Origin of the sequence: Thiothrix winogradskyi (assembly GCF_021650935.1) — a bacterium.
GTDB classification, from domain to species: domain Bacteria; phylum Pseudomonadota; class Gammaproteobacteria; order Thiotrichales; family Thiotrichaceae; genus Thiothrix; species Thiothrix winogradskyi.
Genome location: NZ_CP091244.1, coordinates 4,042,971 through 4,067,049 on the forward strand (window position 1 = coordinate 4,042,971; position 24,079 = coordinate 4,067,049).

Here is a 24,079-nt window from a genome sequence, read left to right on the forward strand (position 1 = left end):
GCCATACCCCAACATTTTTTGCACTTGACCTGAGTCAAGGCTGCTAACCCATGCATTCCCCTACCCTCCTTCCGTAACAACTTTTACGGAGAGACTCATACCATGCAGGAAGTATTCACCAAAAGCATGGCAAGGAATATCTACTACGGCGGCTCGATGTTTTTCGTGCTGCTATTCCTTGTCCTGACCTTTGACACGATGCAGACATTACCAGAGCGTGACAATCGTCAGAACATCACCGCACAAGTCGCCGACGGCAAACGCCTGTGGGAGGAAAACAATTGTATCGGCTGCCATACCCTGCTGGGTGAAGGGGCGTATTTTGCCCCAGAACTGGGCAATGTTTACCAACGCTTCGGGCAAAACAAAGAAGCCATCAAAGCCTTCATCAAGAGCCGCCCGGCAGAAGGGGTTGCCGGTCGCCGCAGTATGCCGCAGTTCAATTTTACTGAGGAACAACTCGACAATATCGTCGAATTTCTCAAATACAGCAGTGAAATTGATACCAATAACTGGCCACCGAATATTCAGGGTTAAGGAGAACATATCATGCAATATCAATCCCAAGCCGTTGCAAAACTGTATTTTATCGGTGCAATCGCGCTGTTCATCGGGCAAATCCTGTTCGGGCTGATTCTCGGTCTGCAATACGTGGTCGGTGATTTTCTATTCCCGGAAATTCCATTCAACGTGGCGCGGATGGTGCATACCAACCTGCTGATTGTGTGGCTGTTGATGGGGTTCATGGGCGCTGCCTATTACCTTGTGCCGGAAGAATCCGGGCGTGAACTGTTTTCCCCGTTTCTGGCGAAACTGATGTTCTGGGTATTCCTGATCGCCGGGGCATTAACCGTGGTCGGGTATTTGGCAGTGCCTTATGCCACGCTGGCAGAGATGACCGGTAATGGTTTACTGCCCACCATGGGGCGCGAATTTCTGGAGCAGCCAACCATTACCAAAATCGGTATTGTGGTGGTGGCACTGGCATTCATTTACAACGTCGGCATGACGGTGCTGACCGGGCGTAAAACCGTGGTCAATATTGTGCTGATGACCGGCTTGGTCGGGTTGGCAGTGCTGTTTTTGTTTTCATTTTATAACCCCGATAACCTGGTGCTGGACAAGTACTACTGGTGGTGGGTGGTGCATCTGTGGGTGGAAGGCGTATGGGAATTGATCATGGCATCCATCCTTGCCTTTGTGCTGATCAAAACCACCGGGGTTGACCGTGAAGTGATCGAAAAGTGGCTGTATGTGATCATTGCAATGGCACTGATTACCGGCATTATCGGCACCGGGCATCATTATTACTGGATTGGTACGCCGGGTTACTGGTTGTGGTTGGGGTCTGTTTTCTCGGCATTAGAACCGCTACCGTTTTTTGTCATGGTATTGTTTGCTTTCAATGTGATCAACCGCCGCAAGCGCGAACACCCCAACAAAGCCACCGTGCTGTGGGCAATGGGTACAGCGGTGATGGCATTCCTCGGTGCGGGGGTATGGGGTTTCATGCACACCCTAGCCCCTGTCAATTATTACACCCACGGTACGCAATTAACGGCTGCCCACGGTCACATGGCATTCTACGGCGCGTATGCCATGGTAGTTATGACCATTATTTCCTACGCTGTGCCGATCATGCGTGGGCAACAAGCCAAAAGTAATGGCAAACAAGTCATGGAAATGTGGTCGTTCTGGCTGATGACGGTTTCAATGGTATTCATCACCCTGTTCCTGACCGGCGCAGGCATTTTGCAAACGTACCTGCAACGCTACACCGATGCGCCGCAAGCGTTTATGGTGGTGCAAGAAAAAGTTAGCCTGTTCTACTGGATGCGAGAAGTATCTGGCGTGGTGTTCTTGGTTGGAGTAATCCTGTTTGCTCTGAGTTTCCTGCCGGATCGTAAGGAACAAGAAGCGTAAGCAACTCTTTCTGTAGTATCGAGCCGTCGACTCCTTTGGTGGTAAATCTTGTAATAAAGACGGCATTCATTCCGGCTGAAGACTCCTCTCCAGTCGGATTTTTTTATGCATACGGAAAAACGCACTTGACCGAGGTCAAGGTATAACCCTACTAGCGGTAGCAGTATAGCGTTAGGTAACGATTACTTAACGCGAGAAACGGGAGGCGTTTCCATGAAACCATTGTCATTGAGTCTGCTGGTTGCGGCGATTTTGTCAGCATCCACGCTTATCCATGCCGAAACTGCGGCAGTCACCGACCCCAAAGACCCCGCAGCGGTTCACAAAGCCGAAGCCAGCGCTGCCCAAGGTAGCTACCAAAGCGCACCCTCAGCAGTTGACCCGAAATTGGCGAAAAACATGATTACTTCCGAAGGGCCACCCATGACGGTGGAGGAGTTCGATCAAGCCAAGCAAATCTTTTTCGAGCGTTGCGCTGGTTGTCACGGTGTATTGCGCAAAGGTGCAACGGGCAAACCGCTAACCCCCGATATTACACGCGCTAAAGGCACGGAATACCTGAAAACTTTCATCAACTACGGCTCACCAGCGGGGATGCCGAACTGGGGAACATCCGGTGATTTAACCCCCGAACAGGTGGATATGATGGCGCGTTATGTGCAGCATGAGCCGCCCCAACCGCCCGAATGGGGCATGAAGGAGATGAAAGATAGCTGGAAAATGGTGGTTAAACCAGAAGACCGCCCCACCAAGCAAATGAATGCCTACAACCTTGAAAACGTCTTCTCAGTGACCTTGCGCGATGCGGGGGAAATCGCCCTGATTGATGGCGACACCAAAGAAATCATCAATATTATCAAGACCGGCTATGCGGTACATATTTCGCGCTTGTCTGCCTCCGGGCGATACCTGTTCGTGATTGGGCGCGATGCCAGAATCAACCTGATCGACTTGTGGATGGAAAAACCCGATACCGTGGCTGAAATCAAAGTGGGGATGGAAGCCCGCTCGGTGGATACTTCCAAATACAAAGGCTTTGAAGATAAATTTGCCATTGCCGGTTCGTATTGGCCGCCACAGTACGTGATTATGGAAGGCGATACCCTCGAACCCAAGCAAATCGTTTCCACCCGTGGCATGGTCGTTGGCACACAGGAATACCACCCTGAACCGCGTGTGGCGGCAATTGTTGCCTCGCACGAACACCCCGAATTCATCGTCAACGTCAAGGAAACTGGCAAAGTTTTGCTGGTCAATTACGAAGACATGGATAACCTGAGTGTGACCACCATTCCCGCTGCACCCTTCTTGCATGATGGTGGTTGGGATGCGACCCACCGTTATTTCCTGACGGCAGCGAATCAGTCGGACAAGGTAGCCGTTATCGACTCGAAGGAACGCAAACTTTCGGCACTGATTGACGTGGATAAAATTCCACACCCAGGACGTGGCGCGAATTTCATCCACCCCAAATACGGTCCCGTCTGGGCAACCAGTGCGTTGGGTAATGAAAAAATCACCTTGATCGGTACTGATCCCGAAGGTCATAAAGACAATGCGTGGAAAGTTGTCGAAACGCTCAAAGGTCAAGGTGGTGGTTCACTCTTCATCAAAACGCACCCCAAATCGACCAATCTGTGGGTGGATACCGGCTTGAACCCTGATGAAAAACTCAGTCAGTCATTGGCTGTGTTTGACATCAACGACTTGGATAAAGGCTTTGAAGCCCTGCCGATTGCGGAATGGGCAGAATTGGGCGAAGGCCCTAAACGGGTGGTGCAACCCGAATACAACAAGGCGGGCGATGAAGTCTGGGTATCGGTGTGGAACGGTAAAAACCAGAAGTCAGCCATCGTCGTCATTGACGACAAGACTCGCAAGCTCAAGAAAGTCATCAAGGATGACCGCTTGATTACCCCGACGGGTAAATTCAACGTGTATAACACAGTGAACGACGTTTATTGATAATATATTATGCTAGTGAGGTAAAGGGCGGATGAGTTATCCGCCCTTTTTGTTTAGAAACTTCCCTTGAGTTCCAGCCGCACCGTCCGTGGATATTCTTCATGGCGGAAGGCGGTGGATTTTTCTTCCAGCCGTACATCCGTCAGGTTTTCGATACCGACCCCAAGCTCCAGATGTTTGCTGACAGCTTTGCGTACACCAGCATTCCACACAGTGTAGTCCGGCACATCTGCCTGAATGCCTGTCGTGGGTGAAGCAATGGTTTGATCGGCAAGGTGTTCGGCTTGCAGGTTAGTTTTCCAGCCATTTTTCTCCCATGCAACGCCTGCGGATAGGGTATGGCGCGGGCGACGATCCAGCCGTTGCTCATCGCCGTCTTTGGCATCGAGGTATTGGTAACTGGTGTTGAGCTTTAGCCCGTCACGTACTTTCACATCAACCGCAACTTCTGCGCCACGCAAGCTAGCTTCGTCGGTATTGGCGTAAACCCATTCTTGCACACCACCCGCAAGCGTTTTGTTCAGGCGCGTGTCGATCAGGTTTTTCACCTTGTTGTCGAAGACGGCGGCATTGAGGTTGAGTTTGCCGTTGTTATAACTTGCGCCCAGTTCCAGCGCGTCATTGGTTTCGGGTTGCAGATCGGGGTTGCTTTTGATGAGGATACGACCTGCTTGGAAGCTGTAACCGGGGGATACCTGTTTGATGGTCGGGGCACGGAAACCATGACCGTAGCTGGCTTTGAGAGTTAGCTTGTCGTTGAGGTCGTGAACAATGGAAACACGCGGGCTGGTTTCGCCACCAAAGGTATCGTGTTCATCTTGGCGCACGCCGACGGTAAGGTGAGTACGCTCAGATAGGGCGATTTCGTCTTGGGCGTAGGCGGATTTGAGAGTGATTTCCGCGCTACCACCGGAGAGTTTGGGGTTTTCCAGCCGCTCGGTGCGGTGTTCTACGCCAGTAGTAATGAAGTGTTTGTCGCCGAGGGTGAAGCGGGTATTGCCTTCCACCACGGTGTCTTGCAGGGTTTGCGGGTCAGTAGGGGCAATGCCGTTGGTCGCCGTGTTCACGATGTCAACGCTGCTTTGGTAGGCACGCACTGACGATACGGTGTTGCCTAGCGAGCCTTTCCAGCCCAGTGAGGTTTGTTGGCGGTCAAGATCGTAACGGCTTTGGTAAGGGCTATTGGTGCGGGTCACGGTGTCATACCAGCGTTCTTCTTGCCCTGCACTGTGTTCCAACTTGACGTTGTGACCAGCGGCAGGTTGCCAGTCGGCACTGAGGGACAGTTGTTGTTTGTCACGACCTTCGATGGCGGATTGGCGTGGGTCGAGTTGGCTGGTGACGGCGGAACGGCGCGATTGTTGCCCGCCGATGCTGAGTTGCAGGTTGTCGCGCACGCCACCGCTGAGGTTGAGTTCCACATCGTGACCGTCGCCGCCTGCATCACCGGAGGCACTGCGACTGGTGAGTTTGGCATCGCCGGTCGGGGTTTGGCTGGGTTTGCGGGTAATGATATTGACGACACCGCCGAGTGCGTCTGAGCCGTACAGCACGGACATGGGGCCGCGCACGACTTCGATGCGTTCGATTTGTTCGACCGGAATCCAGTCGTATTGGTAGTCGGTGTTGGGACCGATGACATCGTTGCTGGCAGGCAGGCGTTTGCCATCAACCAGTAGTAGGGTATGTTTACTTTCTAGCCCGCGCAAGCTGATGGTTTTGCGTCCGCCTGAGCCAACGCCTTGTAGGCTGATACCGGGTGTGCCGCGCAGGGTTTCCAGTACGTTTTCGCCGCCTTTTTGGGCAATGTCCTTGCGGGTCATGACGGTAACGCTGCTGGGGGCTTGTTTGACTTTGCTCTCGGTGCGGGTGGCGGTCACGGTAATGTCATCGAGGGTGTCGGGGGTATCAGCGACGGCATTCAGGCTGGTAGCAGCGATGAGGATGGCGAGTAATTTTTTCGGCATGACACGGACTCCTTTGAGGTGGGAATTGTTAGCCAGTAGAGCAAAGGTGTGTAAGCCGTGCCTTGACTTGGGTTAAGTGGGGGGAGCTGATCTTGACTTGGGTCAATGTTGGCGGTGTTTGGCTGACCTAAGCTGCACGCCATGAGTTTACTAAATACACCATCGGTTTCCTCCTCCCCACCTCGCCCTATTCCCCTGCCGGGGGACTTGGCGATGTGGTTTTTTATCCTCGCCGAATTACTGGTGTTTGCGGTGTTTTTCGCCTCTTACGCCTTTGCCCGCAGCGGCAATGTGGAGCTGTTTAATCACTACCAGCAAACCTTGAACCGTGACATTGGCGCGGCGAATACGGTGATTTTGCTGACCGGTAGTTTGTTTGTGGTGCTGGCAGTGCAAGCGGTCAAAGCAGGCAGGGCAGTGCTGTGCCGTAACTGGCTGTTGGCTGGTGCGGGAATGGGGTTGTTGTTCCTTATCCTCAAAGGCATTGAGTTTGCCGACAAGTTTGCGCATGGCATCAGCCTGAGCACCAATACGTTCTACATGTTTTACTTGTCGTTGACGTTTTTTCATTTCATGCACGTCATTATGGGGGTGATCATCCTCAGTGCCGTCGCGTGGAAGGCGCATACGGGCGACTATTCTTCCACGCAACACACGGGTGTGGAAACGGGTGCGTCTTATTGGCACATGGTCGATCTGGTGTGGATTGTGCTGTTCCCGCTGGTTTACGTGATGAGGTGATGGCATGAAAGCGTGGCTGGTGTGGTTGTTATTGGTGGTGTTGACCTTGCTGACGTGGTGGGCGGGGCAAGCGGGTTATCGCGGGCAATGGCTGGTGCTGGCGTTGTTGGCTTCGGTGTTCATCAAAGGGCATTTTGTGATTGCGGATTTTATGGGCTTGCGCGGGGTGGCGTTGCGCTGGCGGATGCTGGTGCATGGCTGGTTGGTGCTGGTGTTGGGGTTGATTTTTCTGGCGTATGGGCTGGGGATGTAACCTAATCACCGCAATAGCCCTTGACCTGAATCAATGTCCCCCACGCTGCCATGCCCTAACCTTGCGCCATGCTTGACTTTAAAGGGTATGACAATGGCTTACACTGAACCTTACGCTGCGGACTGGGATGCCTTGCCGAATGTGGCAATGCCGTTTATGAACACGGTACACAGCGAGGAGTTGGCACTGGTGTCGCGCTTGCTGGCAGACCTCGAAAACGCTGCCGCACCCACCGTTATTGACGCGCAACTTGCCGCGTGGGTAGACCACACCAAGGCACATTTCGCCCGCGAAGAACGCCTGATGCACGAATACAATTTCTTCGCCACGCCCTGCCATCAGGGAGAACACGAAACGGCGTTGTTGCAATTGCTCGGCGTGCAACAGCAATGGTTACGCAAGCGTGATACCGCGATGTTGCAAGTTTACATCCAACACTGGCGCGAATGGTTGCAACAACACATCAGCACGATGGATTTTGTGACGGCGCAATTCCTCAGCCAGTTGAATGTGCAGGTGGAGCTGTAATGACTGCCGCCATCCCCCATTACCAAGCACAAGCGCAGGAAGTGACGTTGTTTGAACACGCCTTCCGCCGCCAATTGCCTGTCTTGCTCAAAGGCCCCACGGGTTGCGGCAAAACCCGCTTCGTCGAACACATGGCCGCCAAACTCGGCAGGCCGCTGTACACGGTTGCCTGCCACGACGATTTAAGCGCGGCGGATTTGGTCGGGCGGCATCTCATCGGCGATGGCGAAACCTACTGGAACGACGGCCCCTTAACCCGTGCGGTGCGCGAAGGTGCAATCTGCTATCTGGACGAAGTGGTGGAAGCCCGCAAAGATACCACCGTGATCTTGCACCCACTTTCCGACAACCGCCGCATCCTGCCCATCGAACGCACTGGCGAAACCTTACACGCGCCGCCCGAATTCATGCTGGTGGTATCCTACAATCCCGGCTACCAAAATTTGCTCAAGGGCATGAAACCCTCCACCCGCCAGCGTTTCGTGGCACTGCGTTTCGACTATCCCAAACCAGAGATCGAAACCCGCATCGTGGCACAAGAAACCGGGGCGGATGACAAACTTGCCGCGCAATTGGTGAAGTTGGCAAACGCCTTGCGGGTGCTAAAAGAACACGATCTGGAAGAATCCGCCTCCACCCGTTTGCTGGTCTATACCGCCACGCTAATGCAGGACGGTTTCGAGCCACTCGCCGCCTGTCGCGCCGCGCTGGTTGAGCCGCTAACCGATGACCCCGAAACGGTGGAAGCCTTGATGGAAGTGGTTAATACATTTTTCGCCTAAAGCTCGATACGTACCAACGCCTCCAGCGCAGCCACATCCAGCAAGGTAATGTGCTGATCATTCACCGCAATCAGTTCTTGGCTGGTGAGGCGTTTGAGGATACGCGAGAACGTTTCCGGCTTGATCGACAGGCGCGAAGCCACCACATGCTTGGGTACATCCAGTACAATGCGGTCACAAGCAGCATCACTGCACCGCATTTCCAGCAACCAAATCACGAGGCGGAAAGTGGCATTATGCAGCGTCAAACGGTCAACTTCGTTCAGCAGCCAGTGCATCCGGCGGCTCATCAACCCCATCATGCCGAAACACAGGTCGATGGAAGAACGCAGTATCTGTTCGTATTGCGCCGCATTGATGCCCACCACTACTGCTGGCTTGAGTGCCACCGCGTGTACCGGATACTGCCGCCCGCCTATGAACAGCACCGCTTCGGCGAAACTGCTACCGGGCGCAATAATATCCACCACTTTCTCATCGCCATTCGGGGTCAGGCGGAACAGTTTCATAAACCCCTTGCTGCACACGAAGACTTCGTTCAGCGGGTCGCCCTGCCGAAACAGGAATTCGCCTTCGTTCAAGGTGTACAAATGCGCCGTATCCACCAGTGCATTGAACTGATCCGGTTCAAGCGCACGGAACAACGGTGAGCGATGTAAAACAGTCAGGGTGTAATTATCAAATTTCATGCGATAAAGGCTAACAATGGAAGAATGGGTCGGTAAAGTCTGGCACAAACTGGTAACACGCAGTGTAACTCATGACTACCCGCAAGCACGGGTAGATTTGGACGAAATGCGTAAAACCCTTGGCATTGTGTTACGCGCCTTGAGCGGCGACGCGGGTTTGCAAATCCGCCAAAGCACCGACGTTGCCAGCAATGTCCCGCGCAAGCTGATGCAACGCATTGCCGGAACAGGGCTGAAAACCCAAGCTGCATGGCGTGATGCCGACAGCCTGAATTTGCCCGACAGCATCGCGCTGTTCCCGCAACGTGAACTTAACCGCGAGATGTATTTGTGGCTAACGGTTGCTAGTAGCAGGTCGGACTTCAGTTCGACAACCCGCCACCAACGCCTCCTCAGCGCATGGCAAACCCTCCACCCCGAAGCCATCGAACTCCCCCTAACCCTGATCCCGCCACCCAACGCCCCACCGCTCACCACGCCTGTTTCCTTGGCAGAGCCTGCGCCCCCCGAACCCAACCCCAATAGCCAAGCCACCTCCGCCAGCAGCAAACGCCAACGTGCCGATCGCACCGAGATGCCCGACGGTAAAAGCGGGCTACTGATGTTCCGCCTCGAAAGCCTGTTTTCGTGGACAGAATACCTACCGGTTGACCGCACCAGTGAAGAGGATGACAACGACAATGCTGCCCGTGCTGCTGAAGACATGGATGTGATCACCGTCGCACATGACCGCCACAGCAGTTCCCACAAAATCAAACTGGATCTGGATTTGCCCAGCCCCGAATACGACGACATTCCGCTGGGCATAGGAATCCCCTTGCCGGAATGGGATTACCGCAAACAACGCCTGCTCCCCGACCATTGCCGCCTGCAGGTCATGCTGCCGCGTGGGGCGCAAGCACAGAGCCTGCCCTCTCGCCTGCAAGCCGCAACCCGCAAACTGCGCCGCCGCTTTGAAGCCGTGCAACCGCGCCGTGAATGGCTCAACCATCAGCCAGACGGTAGCGAACTCGACATGGATAGTTACCTTTTGCACCTGACAGACAGCCAACGCGGGCAACACGACCTTCCGGCAGTTTACCGTGATTGCCGCGAACAGGGACGCGATTTGTCATGCCTACTGCTAGCGGATTTTTCCATGTCGACCGACAGTTGGGTAAGCAATAGCTCCCGGGTCGTGGATGTGGTGCGTGATGCCCTCATCCTGTTCGGGGAAAGCCTGAGTGCCACCCGTGACCGTTTCGCCCTGTACGGGTTTGCGTCGGTCAATCGCCAGAATGTGCGCCTTTACCACCTGAAAAAGTTCACCGAACGCTACGACGCGCAAGTACGCGGGCGCATTATGGCTACCCAGCCCGGCTATTACACCCGCATGGGGGCAGCAATCCGCCACGCCACGCAATTGCTGGAAGCTGAGCCATCGCAACAAAAACTGCTATTGCTGCTGACTGATGGCAAGCCGAATGACCTCGACATTTACGAAGGGCGTTACGGGCTGGAAGACACCCGCATGGCATTACAGGAAGCGCGGCGCAAAGGTTTGAAACCGTTTTGCGTCACCATTGACGACAAGGCAGAAGATTATTTGCCGCGTCTGTTTGGGCAAAACGGCTGGGTGCTGTTGAAAAAGGTGGAGGAGTTACCACAGAAACTATCGCAGTTGTATGCATTACTGACAGGGCGCTAAGTCATGCCTGCAAGCCCTTGCGACTACTCCCTTTGAGGTACGAACCTCACCTACCCAGCGGTAATCCGGCAGTCCAATAGTGGGCGTACTCGTCCCATGCTAGCATCTCCGCTATCATTTGTTAGGATGTTAGCTACAATGCCTGTGCCACCCTCCGCCAGTAGCACGAAGTCTCAACCGGATTCCGCCGCTTTTCAAGCCCGCTACGTTAGCCGGGACATCGCCGCCGGTATGGTAACGGGTATTGTCGCCATTCCCCTGTCTGTTGGCATCGCCATGATATCGAATTACCCGATCAAGGTAGGACTAGCCACCGTCGTTTTCGCCAGCCTTGTGGGTTGGCTGTTCGCCTGGTTTCGCCCAGGCAATTATATCGGCAGCCCCGGTATTGCTGCGGGGCTTGCACCTGTTCTGGCATTGGGCGTTGCCTCCTTTGGCGTGCAAAACATGGCATTCTGCATTTTTCTGACCGCCATTATTCAAGCCATTATCTGGAAATATAACTGACAAAAATATTTACTGGTTGCTGTACCCATTTATCTGGTTGAAGGTTTACTGGCTGGGGTCGGTTTGACCATTTTCATGAAATTTTTCAGCTTTACCTATGAAATAAATCCCAGTACCGTATCACCAGATACGTTCTGGAATATGGCACGTATTCAAATGCTGCTCATTTCATTAACGGCATATGCGTTATTTGTAGCACTTATTTACCGTTTCAAAAACACACTCCCCGCATTACACGGCGCAGTACATTTTGTCATTTATTTGAATCATGAAAAGATGGCGGCAGCCCAGATTGTGCGCCGTTACATCGATACATTAAAACGGGATAGTGGTGGTGTGAGTTAATCATGCCACTAGCAATCAAACGACTCACGAGGGTGTAGAAAAACCCGAATCTGATCATCCCATCCAGATCGGGCAGTCGTTTGGGTGAATGGCTGTATCGAGGTTGGGTGCAAGTTGCTGAATCAATTGCAGCGAGGTTTCAAGGCTAGGCGCGTACCAACTGACACTAGCCGAATCTTTGGTCTGATAGACATTATCCCAATGGTCTTGTTGGTTCATCGTTACCTATTCGATTTATGGTATGGGTTTCCGGCAAGTCTGCAATACATGCCGCTTGACCCCGCGTTTTGCCAGTAATGTTGTCAATTGTTTAATATCCTCCGTCATCAATAAGCTTGGGTCAACGGTTGTTCTGATTTCATAATCAACATGCTTGGCAGCCAGCAGTAAGTCTAAGCTTTCCTCCGCCTTGAAACCACTACCCGCCAGTCCCGTCACTTTTTTGTAGGCATGGAACGGGGCTTTGATGTCCAGCCCCACCCAATCCACATAAGGCAACACTTTCGCCAAGCGTGCAGGCATGATCCCCGCTGTGTGCAAAGCAATCTTGAATCCCAATGCTTTCACCACCTGCATTGCTTCCGGCAGACGTGGCTGTAACAAGGGTTCGCCGCCGCTGAACACCACCCCGTCCAGAAATCCGACCCTTTCCCGCAAAAAACGCATCACTTCTGCCCATTCCAGCGTACTGGGCACATCGGTACGTAATAGGTGCGGATTATGGCAGTAGCTGCAATGCCACGGGCAGCCCTGACAAAACAATACGGCTGCCAAATGCCCCGGAAAGTCGATGCTGGTCAGCGGAACCATCCCGCCTAGCTGTAACACGGACGTTTTCCTGCCAACAGTGGGGATGCTTCCACAAAGGGGATGCGTTCAGCATGTTCGCTTTGCTTGCCGGGATTGAAGGAACTGACTGGGCGGTGGTAGCCCATCACCCGCGTCCACACTTCGCAACGCTGGCGTTCGTTGTCTTCCAGTTTGATTGTTTGCTGTTTCATACAAATTCCTCCTGTTTTTGGCGTAATAATTCATCGTCACAGCGCGGGCAGAACTCGTGTTCCCCTGCGAGATAACCGTGTTTGGGGCAGATGGAGAAGGTGGGTGTCACCGTGATGTACGGCAGGCGGAAACATTCCAGACTGCGACGCACCAATTGCTTGCAGGCTGCCACACTGGAAATGCGTTCCTGCATATACAGGTGCAGCACCGTGCCGCCGTTGTACAGGGTTTGCAGCCCATCTTGCAGGCTCAGTGCCACAAACGGGTCATCGGTGTAGCCGACGGGCAACTGGGTGGAATTGGTGTAATACGGGCGTTCTGCTGTTCCCGCCTGCAAAATATCGGGGAAGCGTTTGCGGTCTTCCTTGGCAAAACGGTAGGTCGTGCCTTCCGCCGGAGTAGCCTCCAGATTGTACATATGCCCAGTTTCCGCCTGAAACTCACGCAAACGCCGCCGGATGTGGCGCAACAAACGTACTGCCAGTATTTGTCCGCCTGCTTCGCCGATGTGGGCGGTATCCGCGCTGAAATTGCGGATCATCTCGTTCACCCCGTTCACGCCGATGGTGGAAAAATGGTTACGCAAAGTCCCCAGATAACGTTGGGTGTAGGGGTAAAGCCCCTGATCCATGTGTTGCTGGATGACCTTGCGTTTGATTTCCAGACTATCACGCCCCAATTCCAGCAAGGTATCCAACCGCGCAAACAGCCCTGTCCTGTCACCCCGATACACATAGCCAAGTCGGGCGCAATTGATCGTGAATACCCCCAGCGAACCCGTCTGTTCCGCCGAGCCAAACAAACCATTACCACGCCGTTCCAGTTGGCTTAAATCCAGTTGCAGGCGGCAACACATCGAGCGCACCATGCCCGGTTCTAACCCTGATTTCAGGAAATTCTGGAAGTACGGCAAACCGTATTTCGCCGTGACCCGAAACAGCAAATCGGTGTCAGGGGCATCCCACGGAAAATCGCGGGTAATGTTGTAGGTGGGGATCGGGAAGGTAAACACCCGCCCACACGCATCGCCTTCTTCCATGATTTCGAGGAAAGCACGGTTGATCATGCCCATTTCCGCTTGGCAGTCGCCGTAGCTGAAGGGCATTTCTTCCCCCGCAATTACCGGAATCTGCGGTTTCAGGTCATCCGGGCACGTCCAGTCGAAGGTCAAATTTGTGAACGGGGTTTGCGACCCCCAGCGCGAAGGGAAATTCAGGTTGAAAATGAACGACTGCATCAGTTGCCGCACATAGCCATAGTCCAGCGCATCCTTGCGGATGTAGGGCGCGAGGTAGGTATCGAAGGAACTGAACGCCTGTGCGCCCGCCCATTCGTTTTGCAATGTGCCGAGGAAATTCACCGCCTGCCACAAGGCGCTGTCCAGATGCTTGGGTGCTTTGGCATCGGTACGCCCCGGCACGCCATTGAAGCCTTCATGTAGCAGGGTACGCAATGACCAGCCCGCGCAATAACCACCTAGCATATCGAGGTCGTGGATATGCACGTCGCCCTCACGGTGCGCCTGCCCAATATCCGGCGGGTACACATGGTCGAGCCAGTAGTTGGCAATCATTTTCCCCGCCGTGTTCAGGATCAGCCCACCCACGGAATAGCCCTGATTGGCGTTGGCATTTACCCGCCAATCACGCTGTTGCAAATAGCTGTCGATGGTGTCGGCAACCGCCACGCAGCTCATGCCAGCCACTCCCTTACCCCCGTACCTGCCAGCCTGTCCATGTAACGGGCGCGGTATAGCAGGCGGCGACGGTCTTGCGTGTCCGTAAAGCCGCTGCGGTCGTGCAGCACATTATTGCTGACCAAACCCATGCCCGGTTCGAGCTTGCCCCGGAAAATGTAGGTCGAGTCACCTTCCAGCCAGTCGCCAAGGGCTGCCAGTGCTTCGCGGGTCAGCGGGTCATCCTTCCATACCACATTCCTACCCCGGATGGTGTAGCGCATATGCAAATCCCCTGTCACCGCGTCAACCGAAAATACCGGCCCGACATTTTTCGCACGTGCCACGATGTCACCATCGGTGCGGGCGGGGATGGTCATCACATCCGGCTGCATCAGGGCGCGGATGTAGTCTGGGTTTTGGTCACGCAGGCGCAGGTAGGCAATTTCGTGATCCAGCAGACGATTTTCGCCGCCCTCTGGCGCACTTTGCACACAATGCAGCAGCAGTCCGTGGATTTGTTGTTCCGGCAGATTGTAATAGCCGTCGGTATGCCACTGGATCAGGCGGTTGCTGTAGGGGATGTAATGTTCGCGTGCCCCACTATTCACAGCAGCAACGGTCAAAGATGTCAGCCCATCATTATCCGCCAACCAATTGTGGTCGAGATGCTGCAAGCCAAATTGCTGCGCCATGCGATGTGGGATGGTGCGGTCGGGGTCATCCCCGGTGTTGCCTACGTAAATCACCATATTGGCCTTGCGGCAACGGGTCAGCATCGCCTGATGTTCTGCTGTTGTCAGCTTACGTGGATCATTGACTTCCACAATCAGGTCATCCAAACACACCGGATAGTGTTGCAGTTTTTGCTCACGCCAGCGTTGGTAAAGCGTGTCATTATCGGGTAGGAAAGGGCTATACATCGTAAGTGATACCTCGTTGTGAATACTACATGTAGTGTTTAAATTAAGTTTTTTTACTATATGTAGATAAAAGTACAGCCACCTTGACTTAAGTCAAGGTTTGTATGATCAGACTTCTGTCTAATCTTTACTCCATGAACCTTGCCAAACACCTCAACACTTTCGGGCAATACCTGCTGCGCCGCCACGGTGAGCGGGTACATAAACTCGCCCTCAATGCCAGCTTCACCTGCCCCAACCGTGATGGCAGTATCGGGCGCGGCGGCTGCACCTTTTGCAATAATGCCTCTTTCAACCCACAGGGCAGGCAACCGCCGAGCATCGCTGAGCAAATTGCCGCAGGGCGGGCGGTATTGGCAAAACGTACCGGGGCGAAAAAATTCCTCGCCTATTTTCAGGCATACACCAACACCTATGCCACGCTGGAAGTGCTGAAACCGCTTTATGACCAAGCACTCGCAGAACCGGATGTCATCGGTTTGAGTATTGGCACGCGCCCGGATTGTGTCCCCAATGCTGTGCTGGATTTACTCGCCAGTTACCGCGACCAAGGCTATGAGGTATGGCTGGAACTGGGGCTGCAATCCAGCTTCGATCGAACCTTACGCCGGGTCAACAGGGGGCATGGTTTCGCCGCTTATGCGGATGCAGTGCAACGCGTCCATGCTCGCCAGTTGCCTGTATGTACCCACTTGATTGCGGGATTACCCGGTGAATGTGCTTCTCACAGCCGCGTAACGCTGCAACGGGTGCTGGATTTGGGCGTGGAAGGGCTGAAATTGCACCCGCTCCACGTCGTCAAAGGCACGCAACTGGCAAATGAATGGCGGCGCAATGAATACCAACCGCTGACACTGGATGAATACGTGGAACTTGCCGTCACCCTGATCCGTAAAACACCAGCGGATGTTACTTTTCACCGTGTGACTGCTACCGCCTCACCCGACATCCTCCTTGCGCCGCAATGGTGCGGCAAAAAGTGGCTGGTACTGAACAAGATTGCCGAACAATTGGGAGCTTAAACCGTGCTGACGATTACCCTTGATGAAAACATTCCTTACGCTGCTGAAGCCTTCGATACGCTGGGGCAAACGCGGCTACTGGCGGGGCGTTCCCTGTGCAATGCCGATTTGCAGGACACGGATATATTGGTGGTGCGTTCCGTCACCAAAGTGAATGCATCACTGTTGGCAGGCACACCCGTGCGTTTCGTTGCCACCGCCACGGCGGGTTTTGACCACATTGACCTCGATTACCTGCGTGAACAGGGCATTGGTTTTGCGCGTGCGCCCGGTTGTAATGCGGTATCGGCGGCGGAATACGTGCTGGCTGCCATCAGCCACTGGTCATTGCTGCGGGATAAACCCTTGCAGGGGCGCAGCATTGGCATTATCGGGCATGGCAATGTCGGCTCACGGGTAAGGCAATTGTGTGAAGCCCAAGGGCTGCGTTGTGTGGCGAATGACCCACCCCTACAAGCGCAAGGGCACAATAGTTTGCATTCACTGGAAGCAGCTCTCGCCTGCGATATTGTCACACTGCACGTCCCGTTTACCCGCGATGGCGAACACCCGACCTTACGGCTGCTGGATGCGGAACGGATTAACCGCTTGCGCCCCGGAACACTCCTGCTGAATGCCGCACGCGGTGGTGTGGTGGAGGAAAACGCATTACTGGCTCGTTTGCGAAGCCGCACTGATCTGGATGTGGTGCTGGATACATGGGAAAACGAACCCGCCATCAACCTGACCATGCTCCAACATACCTTGCTGGGTACACCGCACATTGCGGGTTACAGCCTTGATGGAAAAGTGCGCGGCACGGAGATGGTGTATCGTGCCTGCTGTGAGTTTTTACAGGTGCAACCGCGTTGGCAGTCGCCGTTGCCCCCGACCGAAGCATTACCCAATACAGACACAGAAGATAAACGCCGCGACATCCTCCATGCTTACAATATTCGTGAAGATGACCGACGCATGACGGTATTACTGCATGATAAAGGGTTGGATGCGGCACAATACTTCGACCAGTTACGCAAAACCTACCCAGTACGGCGCGAGTTTAGTGGGCTGGTGTAAAGGTTTCTGCTTGCTGCAATGCCCGCTCCCGTACCCGGTTTATCATTTTGCCCACGACACCGGGGAAACTTGCCAGCAAGGTGTCAAACTCCACCCCATCCAGCATATTCTTGGTGCGCAAGCCCAGATCGGTATCGCCCTCAATCAGCAAGCGGCGGTTGAAAAACAGCGTATCCGGGTCTTCCAGCCGCATCGCTAAACGGATGAAATCCATCAGCGTGGCAGTAAATGTCACATCCGCCTCTTCCGCCGCGTGTGCCTGCAAGCCAGAACGCCCCACCGCAAACCCAAGCCTGATACCAAGGTCACGGATATGGACGCAAAAACGCCGCCCGTGCAGCGCATCCCACTCCAGCTCTTGCAAGCTTTTCCACACCGTCAGGTTGAAAGCACTGACGAAAGCCAGCGAAGCGGGGTAAGCAGGCAAGCGCGTCAGCAACTTTGCCAGTATTGCGGGAGGTGTTAGTGTCATCAGTATTTTCCTTTAAACAGTGACGGGATTTAAACCCGCCGTTCCCAACCAATACCCATCGCAAGCGGGGGCAGGCAAATACGTTGCCAACTGTGTTGCGGCTTGCGCAGCGGGTAACTCACCATCCAGCGCGGCACGGAAGGTTGCTACCACCTCTGCCATACCCTGTCGCTGCGGTGACAGGCGCAAGGCGGTAACGGGTGTTCCCACCAATTCGCCCAAATGGTGGACGAGTGAATGCACTTTGCCCGATTGGGTTTGCGTACCATTGATGGTGAGGAAACCTTCACCTTCGCGGGTATTCATGGTCAAACCGTCCGGGTGGTCGATGCAACGGAATTGGCAAGCATCTTTCTGCAAGTTGTAATGGCGGGCGGTAAAGCAGCGTGAAGAAAAAGCCAGCGGTAAACGCCCATAGGCAAACACTTCCGTTTCCATCGCAGCCGGAACGGGCATGGCAGCCAGCATGGTGCATGACATTTCCACCGGCGGTATCCAACGCACCGCCCCCCAACTTGCCAGCAATGCCAAGGTGTCGGGGTTGTAAACGTTTAAGGCAGAACCTGCCACAAACGGCATTCCTTCTTCAAACAGCAGGCGTACTGCTCCAAATTCGTTGGCTTCCACGCGAAAAGGGCCATTATCCACGATCTTACGCAATGCCTTGAGGTCGGATTCGGATTCGATCAAGGTCTGGGTAGCAAGCACCACTTCCTTGCCCGCACTGTTCAGCCGTTCCGCAATCCCCAACCAATCATCAAGGCGCAATTCGTGGCGGCGGGAGCACACAGTTTCGCCCAAATACACCGTGTCCACCGCCCAATTTTCTACCTGTTGGTAGAAAGACAACACCGTCTGACGCGGCCAATAATACAGCAAAGAACCGAGCGTGAGTTTGATAGCGGATGTCATACGGTTATTTCCACGGGCGATAATAAGCACCGAGGGTGTGCATACTGCCCTCGGATACTTTGTCGAGTTGTGCCAACCAAGCAGGTTGTGCTTTGAAGCCTTGCGGGTTGCGCTTCACCGCATCAATCGCGGCACGCCACACTTGCGTCACTTGGGCAACGTAGGCGGGGCTACGCTGGCGACCTTCGATTTTGATGGCGGCAATGCCAAGGCGGTGCATATCGGGCAACATTTCCAATGTATTCAAGCTAGTCGGCTCTTCCAGCGCGTAATAGGTTTCGCCTTGTACTTCAAAGCGACCTTTACACAGCGTTGGGTAGCCTGCTTTTTCGTGGTCAGCGTAACGGTCAATCAGCACCCCGTTGAGGCGGGTTTCCATGCCTTTCGGGGTTTGTTGCCAGCGCACAGCATGACCGGGGGAACACGCCCCAAAGGTATTGGGCGAATCACCGCATGCATAAGACGATAACAAACACCGCCCTTCCACCATTACGCACAAGCCGCCGAAACCGAACAGTTCGATTTCCACCGGAGTATGGCGCACCACATTTTCCACTTGCTGCAAAGACAGCACACGCGGCACGACGGCACGTTGGATACCGAAATGTTCGTGGTAAAAATTGATGGCTTCGTAATTGGTTGCCGAGCCTTGCACGGAAAGGTGCAGGCGTAACTGCGGGTGGTGCTTTTGCGCATAGGCCATCAAACCGGGGTCGGCAAGAATAATCGCATCCAAACCTGCGCTGGCGGCGGTATCTACCGCCTGTTGCCAACGCTTGAGCGTGGCAGGCTGAGGAAAAGTGTTGAGCGCCATCAGGACTTTGCGGTTTCGGGCGTGGGCGTAGCGGATACCTTCCGCCAGTGCTTTGGCATCAAAATTCAGCCCGCTGAAATTGCGGGCGTTGGTATTGTCTTTCAGACCAAGGTAAACACCGTCTGCGCCGTGGTCTATCGCCGACTTGAGAGCAGGCAAGCTGCCAGCGGGGCAAATGAGTTCGAGTAGTGGTTTGGGCATGGGCAATACTTATTACAAGGATGACGCTCCTAGATACGCCAGTTGGTCGGTTGCCACCTTGACCTATGTCAACGTTGCCAGTTATCTACCTCACAATGCCTCCAGTAACAAACATTGGTCGAGTTCGCCGATGATGGCGTACACGTTGTCGGTGACTTTTTGGGTAGTAGGTTCAAAGGCGTGGGCAAGTGGCGCGGCTAATAGCAGCAAGCCGATGAATCCTGATGAGAGTTTTCTTAACATGGTGTAGTCCTAACGGTTTCGGTTAATTTATTTGCAATTGTGGTGCAGTTTCCACATTTCGGCGTGCCCCATTTTCACTGCGAAATCGGGTGGCGTGCATTCATCGTTAGCCGCTCCATCACTAGCGGCGGCTTTATGATGCGTCATGGCAGCGGGTGTTGCGCTGTGAAGCTGTTGCCCCACCACGCCGATTAAGCCCAGAAATACCACAAGGCTGGCAACTTGTGCCATGCCAACTTTTTGAATGTCGTGGCGCGTATTGGCTTCGCACGCATCACCGGGGCAGAGTTTAGCCTTTTCGCGGAAGAACAGGTTGTAAACCTTGCAGCCCAAGCAAATCCCAAAAGCCGCTTCAAAAAACATCAACATCATGCAGGCAGAACACACCAGCATATTAATCGGCCCGACCACCCGATTGAGCACCATCAGGTAAAACATCAGCAGTGCCAAGGCAAACCCGATAATCCACGCAAAACGTTTCTGAGGTGCGCCGACGTATTCGGGGGTCTGATTGCGCACCGCGAAACGTCCCAGAATCATGCTGGGGGCAAACTGCGGATTGATAAACAGCCGTATCGTGAAATCCACCAAAAACGCGACGATAAACACCTGTGTCGGGTAGAAGTTACCCATCAAAAATGCATTCATGAAGGTGATAATGGCGAAGAAAAACAGGATGCCTGCCGCTGCCCGTATTTCGCGCTCATTGAGGACGGGGACTTCGTAGCCTGAGATAGTGTCGCCGAAACGCAAGAGTTTACTCATGGTGTTTATCCTTGTTGATTTAATCGGCACGGAATTGTGCGTGACAGCTCATGCACTGGTTCATGATTGTAGTGGTGTGCTTGAGCAAATCTTCCATGTCGTCGGTTTCAGCACGAATCACCAGCTCTTCAAACAGCATATGGGTAGGACCGCCGATGTCTTTGAAGGCTTGCGGCAAGCGGCTGCGTAAGGTGTCGGGGGTGGCGCGTGCCATGCGATTGCCGGATTGGGTGGCGAATTCGGCAATCAGCTTACGGTCTTCTGTGCTAATGCCTTGCAGGATACCTTGGATGCTACCGAGCATTTTACGCATTTCGCTGAGGAATTCGGTGCGTTCTTCCGGGGTCATGCCCAAGCTGGTACGCGGGTCTGCTACGGTAGTGTCAGCGGCAAACGTGGGTAAGGCACTGCTCAGGCACAATAGCCCAGCCAGTAGGTAAGCGGAATAAGGTTTCATGGTGCGGCGACTCGTTGAAATTGTGATTTCGCAATATTGCCACGTCTGCCTGACTAATGACATGATAGCTGTCATGTCTGAATCACTCATTACCCAATTACAAACATTGCCCGATAGCAAGCAACGCCAACTTGCCGCTGGTGCATTCCTGTTCCATCAAGGTGACAGCGTGGAGGCGTTGTTTGTGGTGTTAGCGGGTGAAGTCCGCTTAATTCGCCATCAACCCGACGGCGGCAGTCTTACCCTGCAACGCGCAACAGCAGGGCAAGTATTAGCCGAAGCTTCGTTGTACGTGCCCTGTTACCATTGCCATGCCGTTGCTGAAAAAGCCGCTTATCTCCATGTATTACCCAAAGCCGTGGTATTTGCCCGCTTGCAAAGTGACGCTGACTTTGCACAACAGTGGGCTGCGTATCTGGCACGGGAGGTACAACAAGCGCGGTTACGTAGTGAATGGCTCTCCCTGAAAACCGTGGCGGCGCGTTTGGATGGCTGGCTGAATTGGCACGGCGGCAAACTCCCGCCCAAAGGCGAATGGAAAGCCTTGGCTGAACAGTTAAGCATTAGCCCAGAGGCGTTATACCGCGAAATTGCCAAACGCTAATGGCGTTTTTACCCCCCCGTCATCGACATAAACCGCAATACCTGTGTTTGCGTTTGGTTGAAGTGATGTTCCTGTGGCTTCAACCACAATGCTTTGCGGATAACCCGTTGTAAGGCTTCATCAGTGATGCCCTCTCGCAGGAATGGACGCAATCCCACGCTGTGTTCCTGCCCCAAACACAAGTACAACGTGCCATCCACACCCAGCCGCACACGGTTACAGGTCGCACAAAAATGCTGCGAAATCGGCGTAATAAACCCAATCTTCAACCCCGTAGCGCCGATGGTGTAATACTGTGCCGGGCCACCGCCTTCCATAATCGACGGCAACAAATTGTAGTGTTCCGCCAGCCGTGCCTTAACCGTTTGCAGGCTCAGGTAATACGAATCGCGGGCATTGCGCCCCGTTTCGCCCATCGGCATGGTTTCGATAAAACGCAGGGTAAAGCGGTGTTCCAGACAGAATTCCACCATATCCAGCACTTCGTCGTCGTTAATGCCCTGCATCACCACCATATTGATTTTGATGGGGGTAAATCCGGCGGCTTTGGCTGCCATCAAGCCTGCCATGACTTTATCCAACTTGCCTTTGGTAATCAGTTGGAAACGTTTGGGTTGCAGGCTATCGAGACTGACATTGAGACGGGAAACGCCTGACTGCTTGAGTGCCACTGCGTCATGTGCGAGACGATTGGCATTGGTACTTAAGGATAAATCGGTAATGCCGGGTAATGCTGCCAGCCGCGTTGCCAGTTCGGGCAAGCCCTTGCGCACCAACGGTTCGCCCCCCGTCAAGCGCAACCGACTCACACCCAAGGCGGCAAACGCTGCCGTGACCCGCTCAATTTCCTCGAAACTCAGCCAATGATCCGGCACGGTATAATCGGTGAAGTGTTCGGGCATACAGTAAAAACACCGCAGGTCACAGCGATCCGTCACCGATACCCGCAAGTAGCTAATTTCACGCCCAAACGGGTCAATCAATCCATTACCCATACACCACCTCATGAAGAAAAAAACGGGCGATATTGCTACCGCCCGTACCCCCGGTCAGTGGCTTACTTCCGACCGGTTTCGGAGGGTCTGAAAAACTTACTGCACCAACGGCGAACCGGCTGTTGCAAACGGGATACCGTCCACCCCGATTTCATGACTCAGCAATTGCAAGTACTGGCTTAACGCTGTGCGCGTTGCCTGTTCATGCAAATACTGGCGGATGCGCGTTGCAACGTGTTCATAGTCCAACGGCTCGCCTTCCACGCGCTGATCCACCCGCACCAGATGAAAACCAAAGCGCGTTTCCACTGGCTGTTCGGCAAGTCCGACCGGCAAGCGCCATACTTGCCGCTCGAATTCTTCCACCGTTTGCCCTTTCGACAATTGCCCCAAACTGCCACCTTGCCCCGATGATGGGCAGGCAGAATACTGCTGGGCTAATGGCGTAAAGCTATCCGGGTCAGTTTGCAACTGCCGTAACAACTGGGTCGCAAGAATGCGCTGTTGGTCACGTTGCTGCACATCATCCGGTGCGGCGGGCAGCAAGATATGACTCACTGCCAGCAATACCGGCGTTTGAAAGCGTTGCCGATTGCTCTGAAAATAGTGAAGACACTGCGCCTCTGTTGGATCGGGTACTTGCATATCCCTTTCCAACAACAGGGCGGTGCGTTCTTCTTCACTAGCGGCTTCGATACCCAGTTGTGCAGCGCGTTGTTCCAGCAAGGTTTTCACCACCAAGCTGGTTGCCGCTGCTTGCCATGCTTCATCCAATTGTGCTGCCGAGTGGTATTGCAACTCCGCCGCAATCGCCTCTTCAGTCAGCACTTGCGCACCAACGCGCACGGGGGTATACGTCCCAACTTCCATACATCACCCCCGCGCCCGCACGATCTGATACTGACGGGTCACGTATTGCACCGGCACGCTCCAGATATGCACCAAGCGCGTAAACGGGAACAACAGGAAAATGGTCAGACCGAGGAAAATATGCAGCTTAAAGATAAAGCCCACATCCGCCAGATGCGCCGCCGCACCGCCTTTAAAGAACACAATGGATTGCGCCCATTCCGCCAGTTTCAGCATATTGCTGCCATCCAAATGCCCCAAGGTCGGCAAAATCGTCAGCAAACCCAGCGTCACTTGTACCAGCAAAATTGCAATCACCGCCAGATCCATCGTTGTCCCCGTGGCACGTACCCGTGGGTCATTTTTACGGCGCAAAAACAGCAACAATGCACCATACCAGCAAGCCGCTCCCGCAATGCCGCCGACAATAATCGCCATGACTTGCTTGGTTCCAGCCGACATAAACGGTTCATACAACCAATGCGGGGTCAGCAAGCCGACCAAATGCCCAAAGAAAATCACCAGAATGCCCACATGGAACAAATTGCTGGCTTTACGCATTCCCGTACCGCTCAACATCTGGCTGGAACCTGCCCGCCAGGTGTATTGCGCTTGGTCATAACGTAACCAACTACCGATCAGAAACACCGCCCCCGCTACATACGGGTACAGCCCAAAGAAAAGTGAATCAAAGTAAGACAT

29 protein-coding genes are annotated in these 24,079 nt (G+C 53.9%); 13 read left to right on the top strand and 16 right to left on the bottom strand.

The genetic code is table 11. The annotated features are described in order from the left end of the window. Positions 1-102 precede the first annotated feature (102 nt). The 3 genes from L2Y54_RS20035 to L2Y54_RS20045 all read left to right on the top strand — a co-directional run bounded on the left by L2Y54_RS20035 (position 103) and on the right by L2Y54_RS20045 (position 3,888). Complete coding sequence (locus L2Y54_RS20035; RefSeq protein ID WP_236498534.1) at positions 103-537, top strand: c-type cytochrome; 435 nt, start codon at positions 103-105, stop codon at positions 535-537. 12 nt (positions 538-549) lie between these two features. Continuing rightward, positions 550-1,923: a cbb3-type cytochrome c oxidase subunit I gene (locus L2Y54_RS20040; RefSeq protein ID WP_236498536.1), complete on the top strand. Its 1,374-nt coding sequence runs from the start codon at positions 550-552 to the stop codon at positions 1,921-1,923. A 213-nt stretch (positions 1,924-2,136) separates the two neighbouring features. Continuing rightward, positions 2,137-3,888, top strand: coding sequence for a cytochrome D1 domain-containing protein (locus L2Y54_RS20045; RefSeq protein WP_311196208.1), 1,752 nt, complete (start codon positions 2,137-2,139; stop codon positions 3,886-3,888). 53 nt (positions 3,889-3,941) lie between these two features. On the opposite strand, the gene L2Y54_RS20050 is transcribed toward L2Y54_RS20045, so the two are convergent. Next, positions 3,942-5,855: a TonB-dependent receptor plug domain-containing protein gene (locus tag L2Y54_RS20050; RefSeq protein WP_236498537.1), complete on the bottom strand. Its 1,914-nt coding sequence runs from the start codon at positions 5,853-5,855 to the stop codon at positions 3,942-3,944. A 141-nt stretch (positions 5,856-5,996) separates the two neighbouring features. On the opposite strand from L2Y54_RS20050, the gene L2Y54_RS20055 reads away from it, so the two are divergent. From L2Y54_RS20055 to L2Y54_RS20070, 4 genes are all read left to right on the top strand, one after another. Beyond that, positions 5,997-6,596 (top strand): cytochrome c oxidase subunit 3 family protein, encoded by a 600-nt coding sequence (locus L2Y54_RS20055; RefSeq protein WP_236498538.1) that lies wholly within the window; start codon positions 5,997-5,999, stop codon positions 6,594-6,596. A gap of 4 nt (positions 6,597-6,600) precedes the next feature. Further along, positions 6,601-6,849, top strand: a complete 249-nt coding sequence (locus L2Y54_RS20060; RefSeq protein WP_236498540.1) for a cytochrome C oxidase subunit IV family protein — start codon at positions 6,601-6,603, stop codon at positions 6,847-6,849. A 93-nt stretch (positions 6,850-6,942) separates the two neighbouring features. Beyond that, positions 6,943-7,377, top strand: a complete 435-nt coding sequence (locus L2Y54_RS20065; RefSeq protein ID WP_236498542.1) for a bacteriohemerythrin — start codon at positions 6,943-6,945, stop codon at positions 7,375-7,377. After that, on the top strand, positions 7,377-8,159 hold the full coding sequence (locus tag L2Y54_RS20070) for a CbbQ/NirQ/NorQ/GpvN family protein (RefSeq protein WP_236498544.1): 783 nt from the start codon (positions 7,377-7,379) through the stop codon (positions 8,157-8,159). Before L2Y54_RS20065 ends, L2Y54_RS20070 begins: the two co-directional genes overlap by 1 nt. Here the strand turns inward: L2Y54_RS20070 and L2Y54_RS20075 are convergent. Next, positions 8,156-8,848: a Crp/Fnr family transcriptional regulator gene (locus tag L2Y54_RS20075; RefSeq protein WP_236498545.1), complete on the bottom strand. Its 693-nt coding sequence runs from the start codon at positions 8,846-8,848 to the stop codon at positions 8,156-8,158. The two genes, L2Y54_RS20070 and L2Y54_RS20075, sit on opposite strands and share 4 nt — an antisense overlap. Positions 8,849-8,864: 16 nt before the next feature. On the opposite strand from L2Y54_RS20075, the gene L2Y54_RS20080 reads away from it, so the two are divergent. From L2Y54_RS20080 to L2Y54_RS20090, 3 genes are all read left to right on the top strand, one after another. Next, a complete protein-coding gene (locus tag L2Y54_RS20080) occupies positions 8,865-10,535 on the top strand; it encodes a nitric oxide reductase activation protein NorD (protein WP_236498547.1) in 1,671 nt (556 codons plus the stop codon). 138 nt (positions 10,536-10,673) lie between these two features. Continuing rightward, positions 10,674-11,042 carry a SulP family inorganic anion transporter gene (locus tag L2Y54_RS20085; protein WP_236498549.1) on the top strand — a complete coding sequence of 123 codons (369 nt, stop codon included), beginning with the start codon at positions 10,674-10,676 and terminating at the stop codon, positions 11,040-11,042. Positions 11,043-11,117: 75 nt separating this feature from the next. Further along, a complete protein-coding gene (locus L2Y54_RS20090; protein WP_236498550.1) occupies positions 11,118-11,387 on the top strand; it encodes a hypothetical protein in 270 nt (89 codons plus the stop codon). A 54-nt stretch (positions 11,388-11,441) separates the two neighbouring features. Here the strand turns inward: L2Y54_RS20090 and L2Y54_RS20095 are convergent, their stop codons facing one another. The 5 genes from L2Y54_RS20095 to L2Y54_RS20115 are packed head-to-tail and all read right to left on the bottom strand — an operon-like array spanning position 11,442 to position 14,987. Beyond that, the gene (locus L2Y54_RS20095; RefSeq protein WP_236498552.1) at positions 11,442-11,606 is read right to left on the bottom strand and encodes a hypothetical protein; all 165 of its coding nucleotides are present in this window, start codon (positions 11,604-11,606) and stop codon (positions 11,442-11,444) included. A 15-nt stretch (positions 11,607-11,621) separates the two neighbouring features. Further along, the gene (locus tag L2Y54_RS20100) at positions 11,622-12,215 is read right to left on the bottom strand and encodes an anaerobic ribonucleoside-triphosphate reductase activating protein (protein ID WP_236498553.1); all 594 of its coding nucleotides are present in this window, start codon (positions 12,213-12,215) and stop codon (positions 11,622-11,624) included. After that, positions 12,203-12,388: an anaerobic ribonucleoside-triphosphate reductase gene (gene nrdD / locus L2Y54_RS20105; RefSeq protein ID WP_236498555.1), complete on the bottom strand. Its 186-nt coding sequence runs from the start codon at positions 12,386-12,388 to the stop codon at positions 12,203-12,205. Before nrdD ends, L2Y54_RS20100 begins: the two co-directional genes overlap by 13 nt. After that, positions 12,385-14,085 (bottom strand): ribonucleoside triphosphate reductase, encoded by a 1,701-nt coding sequence (locus tag L2Y54_RS20110; RefSeq protein ID WP_236498557.1) that lies wholly within the window; start codon positions 14,083-14,085, stop codon positions 12,385-12,387. Before L2Y54_RS20110 ends, nrdD begins: the two co-directional genes overlap by 4 nt. After that, positions 14,082-14,987, bottom strand: coding sequence for a TauD/TfdA family dioxygenase (locus L2Y54_RS20115; protein ID WP_236498558.1), 906 nt, complete (start codon positions 14,985-14,987; stop codon positions 14,082-14,084). The genes L2Y54_RS20110 and L2Y54_RS20115 overlap by 4 nt, the downstream gene beginning before the upstream one ends. A 104-nt stretch (positions 14,988-15,091) precedes the next feature. Between L2Y54_RS20115 and mnmL the strand changes: the two genes are divergently transcribed. Together mnmL and L2Y54_RS20125 are read left to right on the top strand one after the other, a co-directional pair. Then, positions 15,092-16,009 carry a tRNA modification radical SAM protein MnmL/YtqA gene (gene mnmL / locus L2Y54_RS20120; protein ID WP_236498560.1) on the top strand — a complete coding sequence of 306 codons (918 nt, stop codon included), beginning with the start codon at positions 15,092-15,094 and terminating at the stop codon, positions 16,007-16,009. Between the two features lie 3 nt (positions 16,010-16,012). Further along, positions 16,013-17,065 (top strand): 4-phosphoerythronate dehydrogenase, encoded by a 1,053-nt coding sequence (locus L2Y54_RS20125; protein ID WP_236498562.1) that lies wholly within the window; start codon positions 16,013-16,015, stop codon positions 17,063-17,065. Here L2Y54_RS20125 and ubiT read toward each other — a convergent pair. From ubiT to L2Y54_RS20155, 6 genes are all read right to left on the bottom strand, one after another. Continuing rightward, the gene (gene ubiT / locus L2Y54_RS20130) at positions 17,049-17,537 is read right to left on the bottom strand and encodes a ubiquinone anaerobic biosynthesis accessory factor UbiT (protein ID WP_236498563.1); all 489 of its coding nucleotides are present in this window, start codon (positions 17,535-17,537) and stop codon (positions 17,049-17,051) included. The genes L2Y54_RS20125 and ubiT overlap by 17 nt on opposite strands. A 12-nt stretch (positions 17,538-17,549) precedes the next feature. Beyond that, positions 17,550-18,449, bottom strand: a complete 900-nt coding sequence (gene ubiV / locus L2Y54_RS20135; protein WP_236498565.1) for a ubiquinone anaerobic biosynthesis protein UbiV — start codon at positions 18,447-18,449, stop codon at positions 17,550-17,552. A gap of 4 nt (positions 18,450-18,453) precedes the next feature. Continuing rightward, positions 18,454-19,464 (bottom strand): ubiquinone anaerobic biosynthesis protein UbiU, encoded by a 1,011-nt coding sequence (gene ubiU / locus L2Y54_RS20140; protein ID WP_236498566.1) that lies wholly within the window; start codon positions 19,462-19,464, stop codon positions 18,454-18,456. Positions 19,465-19,554: 90 nt separating this feature from the next. Further along, on the bottom strand, positions 19,555-19,707 hold the full coding sequence (locus tag L2Y54_RS20145; RefSeq protein ID WP_236498568.1) for a hypothetical protein: 153 nt from the start codon (positions 19,705-19,707) through the stop codon (positions 19,555-19,557). Positions 19,708-19,734: 27 nt separating this feature from the next. Further along, the gene (locus L2Y54_RS20150; RefSeq protein ID WP_236498570.1) at positions 19,735-20,472 is read right to left on the bottom strand and encodes a DUF4395 domain-containing protein; all 738 of its coding nucleotides are present in this window, start codon (positions 20,470-20,472) and stop codon (positions 19,735-19,737) included. 19 nt (positions 20,473-20,491) lie between these two features. Next, entirely contained in the window at positions 20,492-20,929 is a 438-nt protein-coding gene (locus tag L2Y54_RS20155) for a hypothetical protein (RefSeq protein ID WP_236498571.1), read from the bottom strand. A 73-nt stretch (positions 20,930-21,002) separates the two neighbouring features. Here L2Y54_RS20155 and L2Y54_RS20160 point away from each other — a divergent pair, with 73 nt between their 5' ends. Beyond that, on the top strand, positions 21,003-21,533 hold the full coding sequence (locus L2Y54_RS20160) for a Crp/Fnr family transcriptional regulator (RefSeq protein WP_236498573.1): 531 nt from the start codon (positions 21,003-21,005) through the stop codon (positions 21,531-21,533). Positions 21,534-21,541: 8 nt separating this feature from the next. Here the strand turns inward: L2Y54_RS20160 and moaA are convergent, their stop codons facing one another. From moaA to narI, 3 genes are all read right to left on the bottom strand, one after another. Beyond that, positions 21,542-22,528: a GTP 3',8-cyclase MoaA gene (moaA, locus tag L2Y54_RS20165; RefSeq protein WP_236498574.1), complete on the bottom strand. Its 987-nt coding sequence runs from the start codon at positions 22,526-22,528 to the stop codon at positions 21,542-21,544. Positions 22,529-22,624: 96 nt separating this feature from the next. Further along, positions 22,625-23,398: a peptidylprolyl isomerase gene (locus L2Y54_RS20170; protein WP_236498576.1), complete on the bottom strand. Its 774-nt coding sequence runs from the start codon at positions 23,396-23,398 to the stop codon at positions 22,625-22,627. A 3-nt stretch (positions 23,399-23,401) separates the two neighbouring features. Next, a complete protein-coding gene (gene narI / locus L2Y54_RS20175) occupies positions 23,402-24,079 on the bottom strand; it encodes a respiratory nitrate reductase subunit gamma (protein WP_236498578.1) in 678 nt (225 codons plus the stop codon).

What these genes read in the sequence shown, in the direction of transcription:
- L2Y54_RS20035 (WP_236498534.1), top strand. Translation starts at nt 103, where the DNA reads ATGCAGGAAGTATTCACCAAAAGCATGGCAAGGAATATCTACTACGGC.
- L2Y54_RS20040 (WP_236498536.1), top strand. Translation starts at nt 550, where the DNA reads ATGCAATATCAATCCCAAGCCGTTGCAAAACTGTATTTTATCGGTGCA.
- L2Y54_RS20045 (WP_311196208.1), top strand. Translation starts at nt 2,137, where the DNA reads ATGAAACCATTGTCATTGAGTCTGCTGGTTGCGGCGATTTTGTCAGCA.
- L2Y54_RS20050 (WP_236498537.1), bottom strand. Translation starts at nt 5,855, where the DNA reads ATGCCGAAAAAATTACTCGCCATCCTCATCGCTGCTACCAGCCTGAAT.
- L2Y54_RS20055 (WP_236498538.1), top strand. Translation starts at nt 5,997, where the DNA reads ATGAGTTTACTAAATACACCATCGGTTTCCTCCTCCCCACCTCGCCCT.
- L2Y54_RS20060 (WP_236498540.1), top strand. Translation starts at nt 6,601, where the DNA reads ATGAAAGCGTGGCTGGTGTGGTTGTTATTGGTGGTGTTGACCTTGCTG.
- L2Y54_RS20065 (WP_236498542.1), top strand. Translation starts at nt 6,943, where the DNA reads ATGGCTTACACTGAACCTTACGCTGCGGACTGGGATGCCTTGCCGAAT.
- L2Y54_RS20070 (WP_236498544.1), top strand. Translation starts at nt 7,377, where the DNA reads ATGACTGCCGCCATCCCCCATTACCAAGCACAAGCGCAGGAAGTGACG.
- L2Y54_RS20075 (WP_236498545.1), bottom strand. Translation starts at nt 8,848, where the DNA reads ATGAAATTTGATAATTACACCCTGACTGTTTTACATCGCTCACCGTTG.
- L2Y54_RS20080 (WP_236498547.1), top strand. Translation starts at nt 8,865, where the DNA reads ATGGAAGAATGGGTCGGTAAAGTCTGGCACAAACTGGTAACACGCAGT.
- L2Y54_RS20085 (WP_236498549.1), top strand. Translation starts at nt 10,674, where the DNA reads ATGCCTGTGCCACCCTCCGCCAGTAGCACGAAGTCTCAACCGGATTCC.
- L2Y54_RS20090 (WP_236498550.1), top strand. Translation starts at nt 11,118, where the DNA reads ATGAAATTTTTCAGCTTTACCTATGAAATAAATCCCAGTACCGTATCA.
- L2Y54_RS20095 (WP_236498552.1), bottom strand. Translation starts at nt 11,606, where the DNA reads ATGAACCAACAAGACCATTGGGATAATGTCTATCAGACCAAAGATTCG.
- nrdD (WP_236498555.1), bottom strand. Translation starts at nt 12,388, where the DNA reads ATGAAACAGCAAACAATCAAACTGGAAGACAACGAACGCCAGCGTTGC.
- L2Y54_RS20110 (WP_236498557.1), bottom strand. Translation starts at nt 14,085, where the DNA reads ATGAGCTGCGTGGCGGTTGCCGACACCATCGACAGCTATTTGCAACAG.
- L2Y54_RS20115 (WP_236498558.1), bottom strand. Translation starts at nt 14,987, where the DNA reads ATGTATAGCCCTTTCCTACCCGATAATGACACGCTTTACCAACGCTGG.
- mnmL (WP_236498560.1), top strand. Translation starts at nt 15,092, where the DNA reads ATGATCAGACTTCTGTCTAATCTTTACTCCATGAACCTTGCCAAACAC.
- ubiT (WP_236498563.1), bottom strand. Translation starts at nt 17,537, where the DNA reads ATGACACTAACACCTCCCGCAATACTGGCAAAGTTGCTGACGCGCTTG.
- ubiV (WP_236498565.1), bottom strand. Translation starts at nt 18,449, where the DNA reads ATGACATCCGCTATCAAACTCACGCTCGGTTCTTTGCTGTATTATTGG.
- ubiU (WP_236498566.1), bottom strand. Translation starts at nt 19,464, where the DNA reads ATGCCCAAACCACTACTCGAACTCATTTGCCCCGCTGGCAGCTTGCCT.
- L2Y54_RS20145 (WP_236498568.1), bottom strand. Translation starts at nt 19,707, where the DNA reads ATGTTAAGAAAACTCTCATCAGGATTCATCGGCTTGCTGCTATTAGCC.
- L2Y54_RS20150 (WP_236498570.1), bottom strand. Translation starts at nt 20,472, where the DNA reads ATGAGTAAACTCTTGCGTTTCGGCGACACTATCTCAGGCTACGAAGTC.
- L2Y54_RS20155 (WP_236498571.1), bottom strand. Translation starts at nt 20,929, where the DNA reads ATGAAACCTTATTCCGCTTACCTACTGGCTGGGCTATTGTGCCTGAGC.
- L2Y54_RS20160 (WP_236498573.1), top strand. Translation starts at nt 21,003, where the DNA reads ATGTCTGAATCACTCATTACCCAATTACAAACATTGCCCGATAGCAAG.
- moaA (WP_236498574.1), bottom strand. Translation starts at nt 22,528, where the DNA reads ATGGGTAATGGATTGATTGACCCGTTTGGGCGTGAAATTAGCTACTTG.
- L2Y54_RS20170 (WP_236498576.1), bottom strand. Translation starts at nt 23,398, where the DNA reads ATGGAAGTTGGGACGTATACCCCCGTGCGCGTTGGTGCGCAAGTGCTG.
- narI (WP_236498578.1), bottom strand. Translation starts at nt 24,079, where the DNA reads ATGTCTTACTTTGATTCACTTTTCTTTGGGCTGTACCCGTATGTAGCG.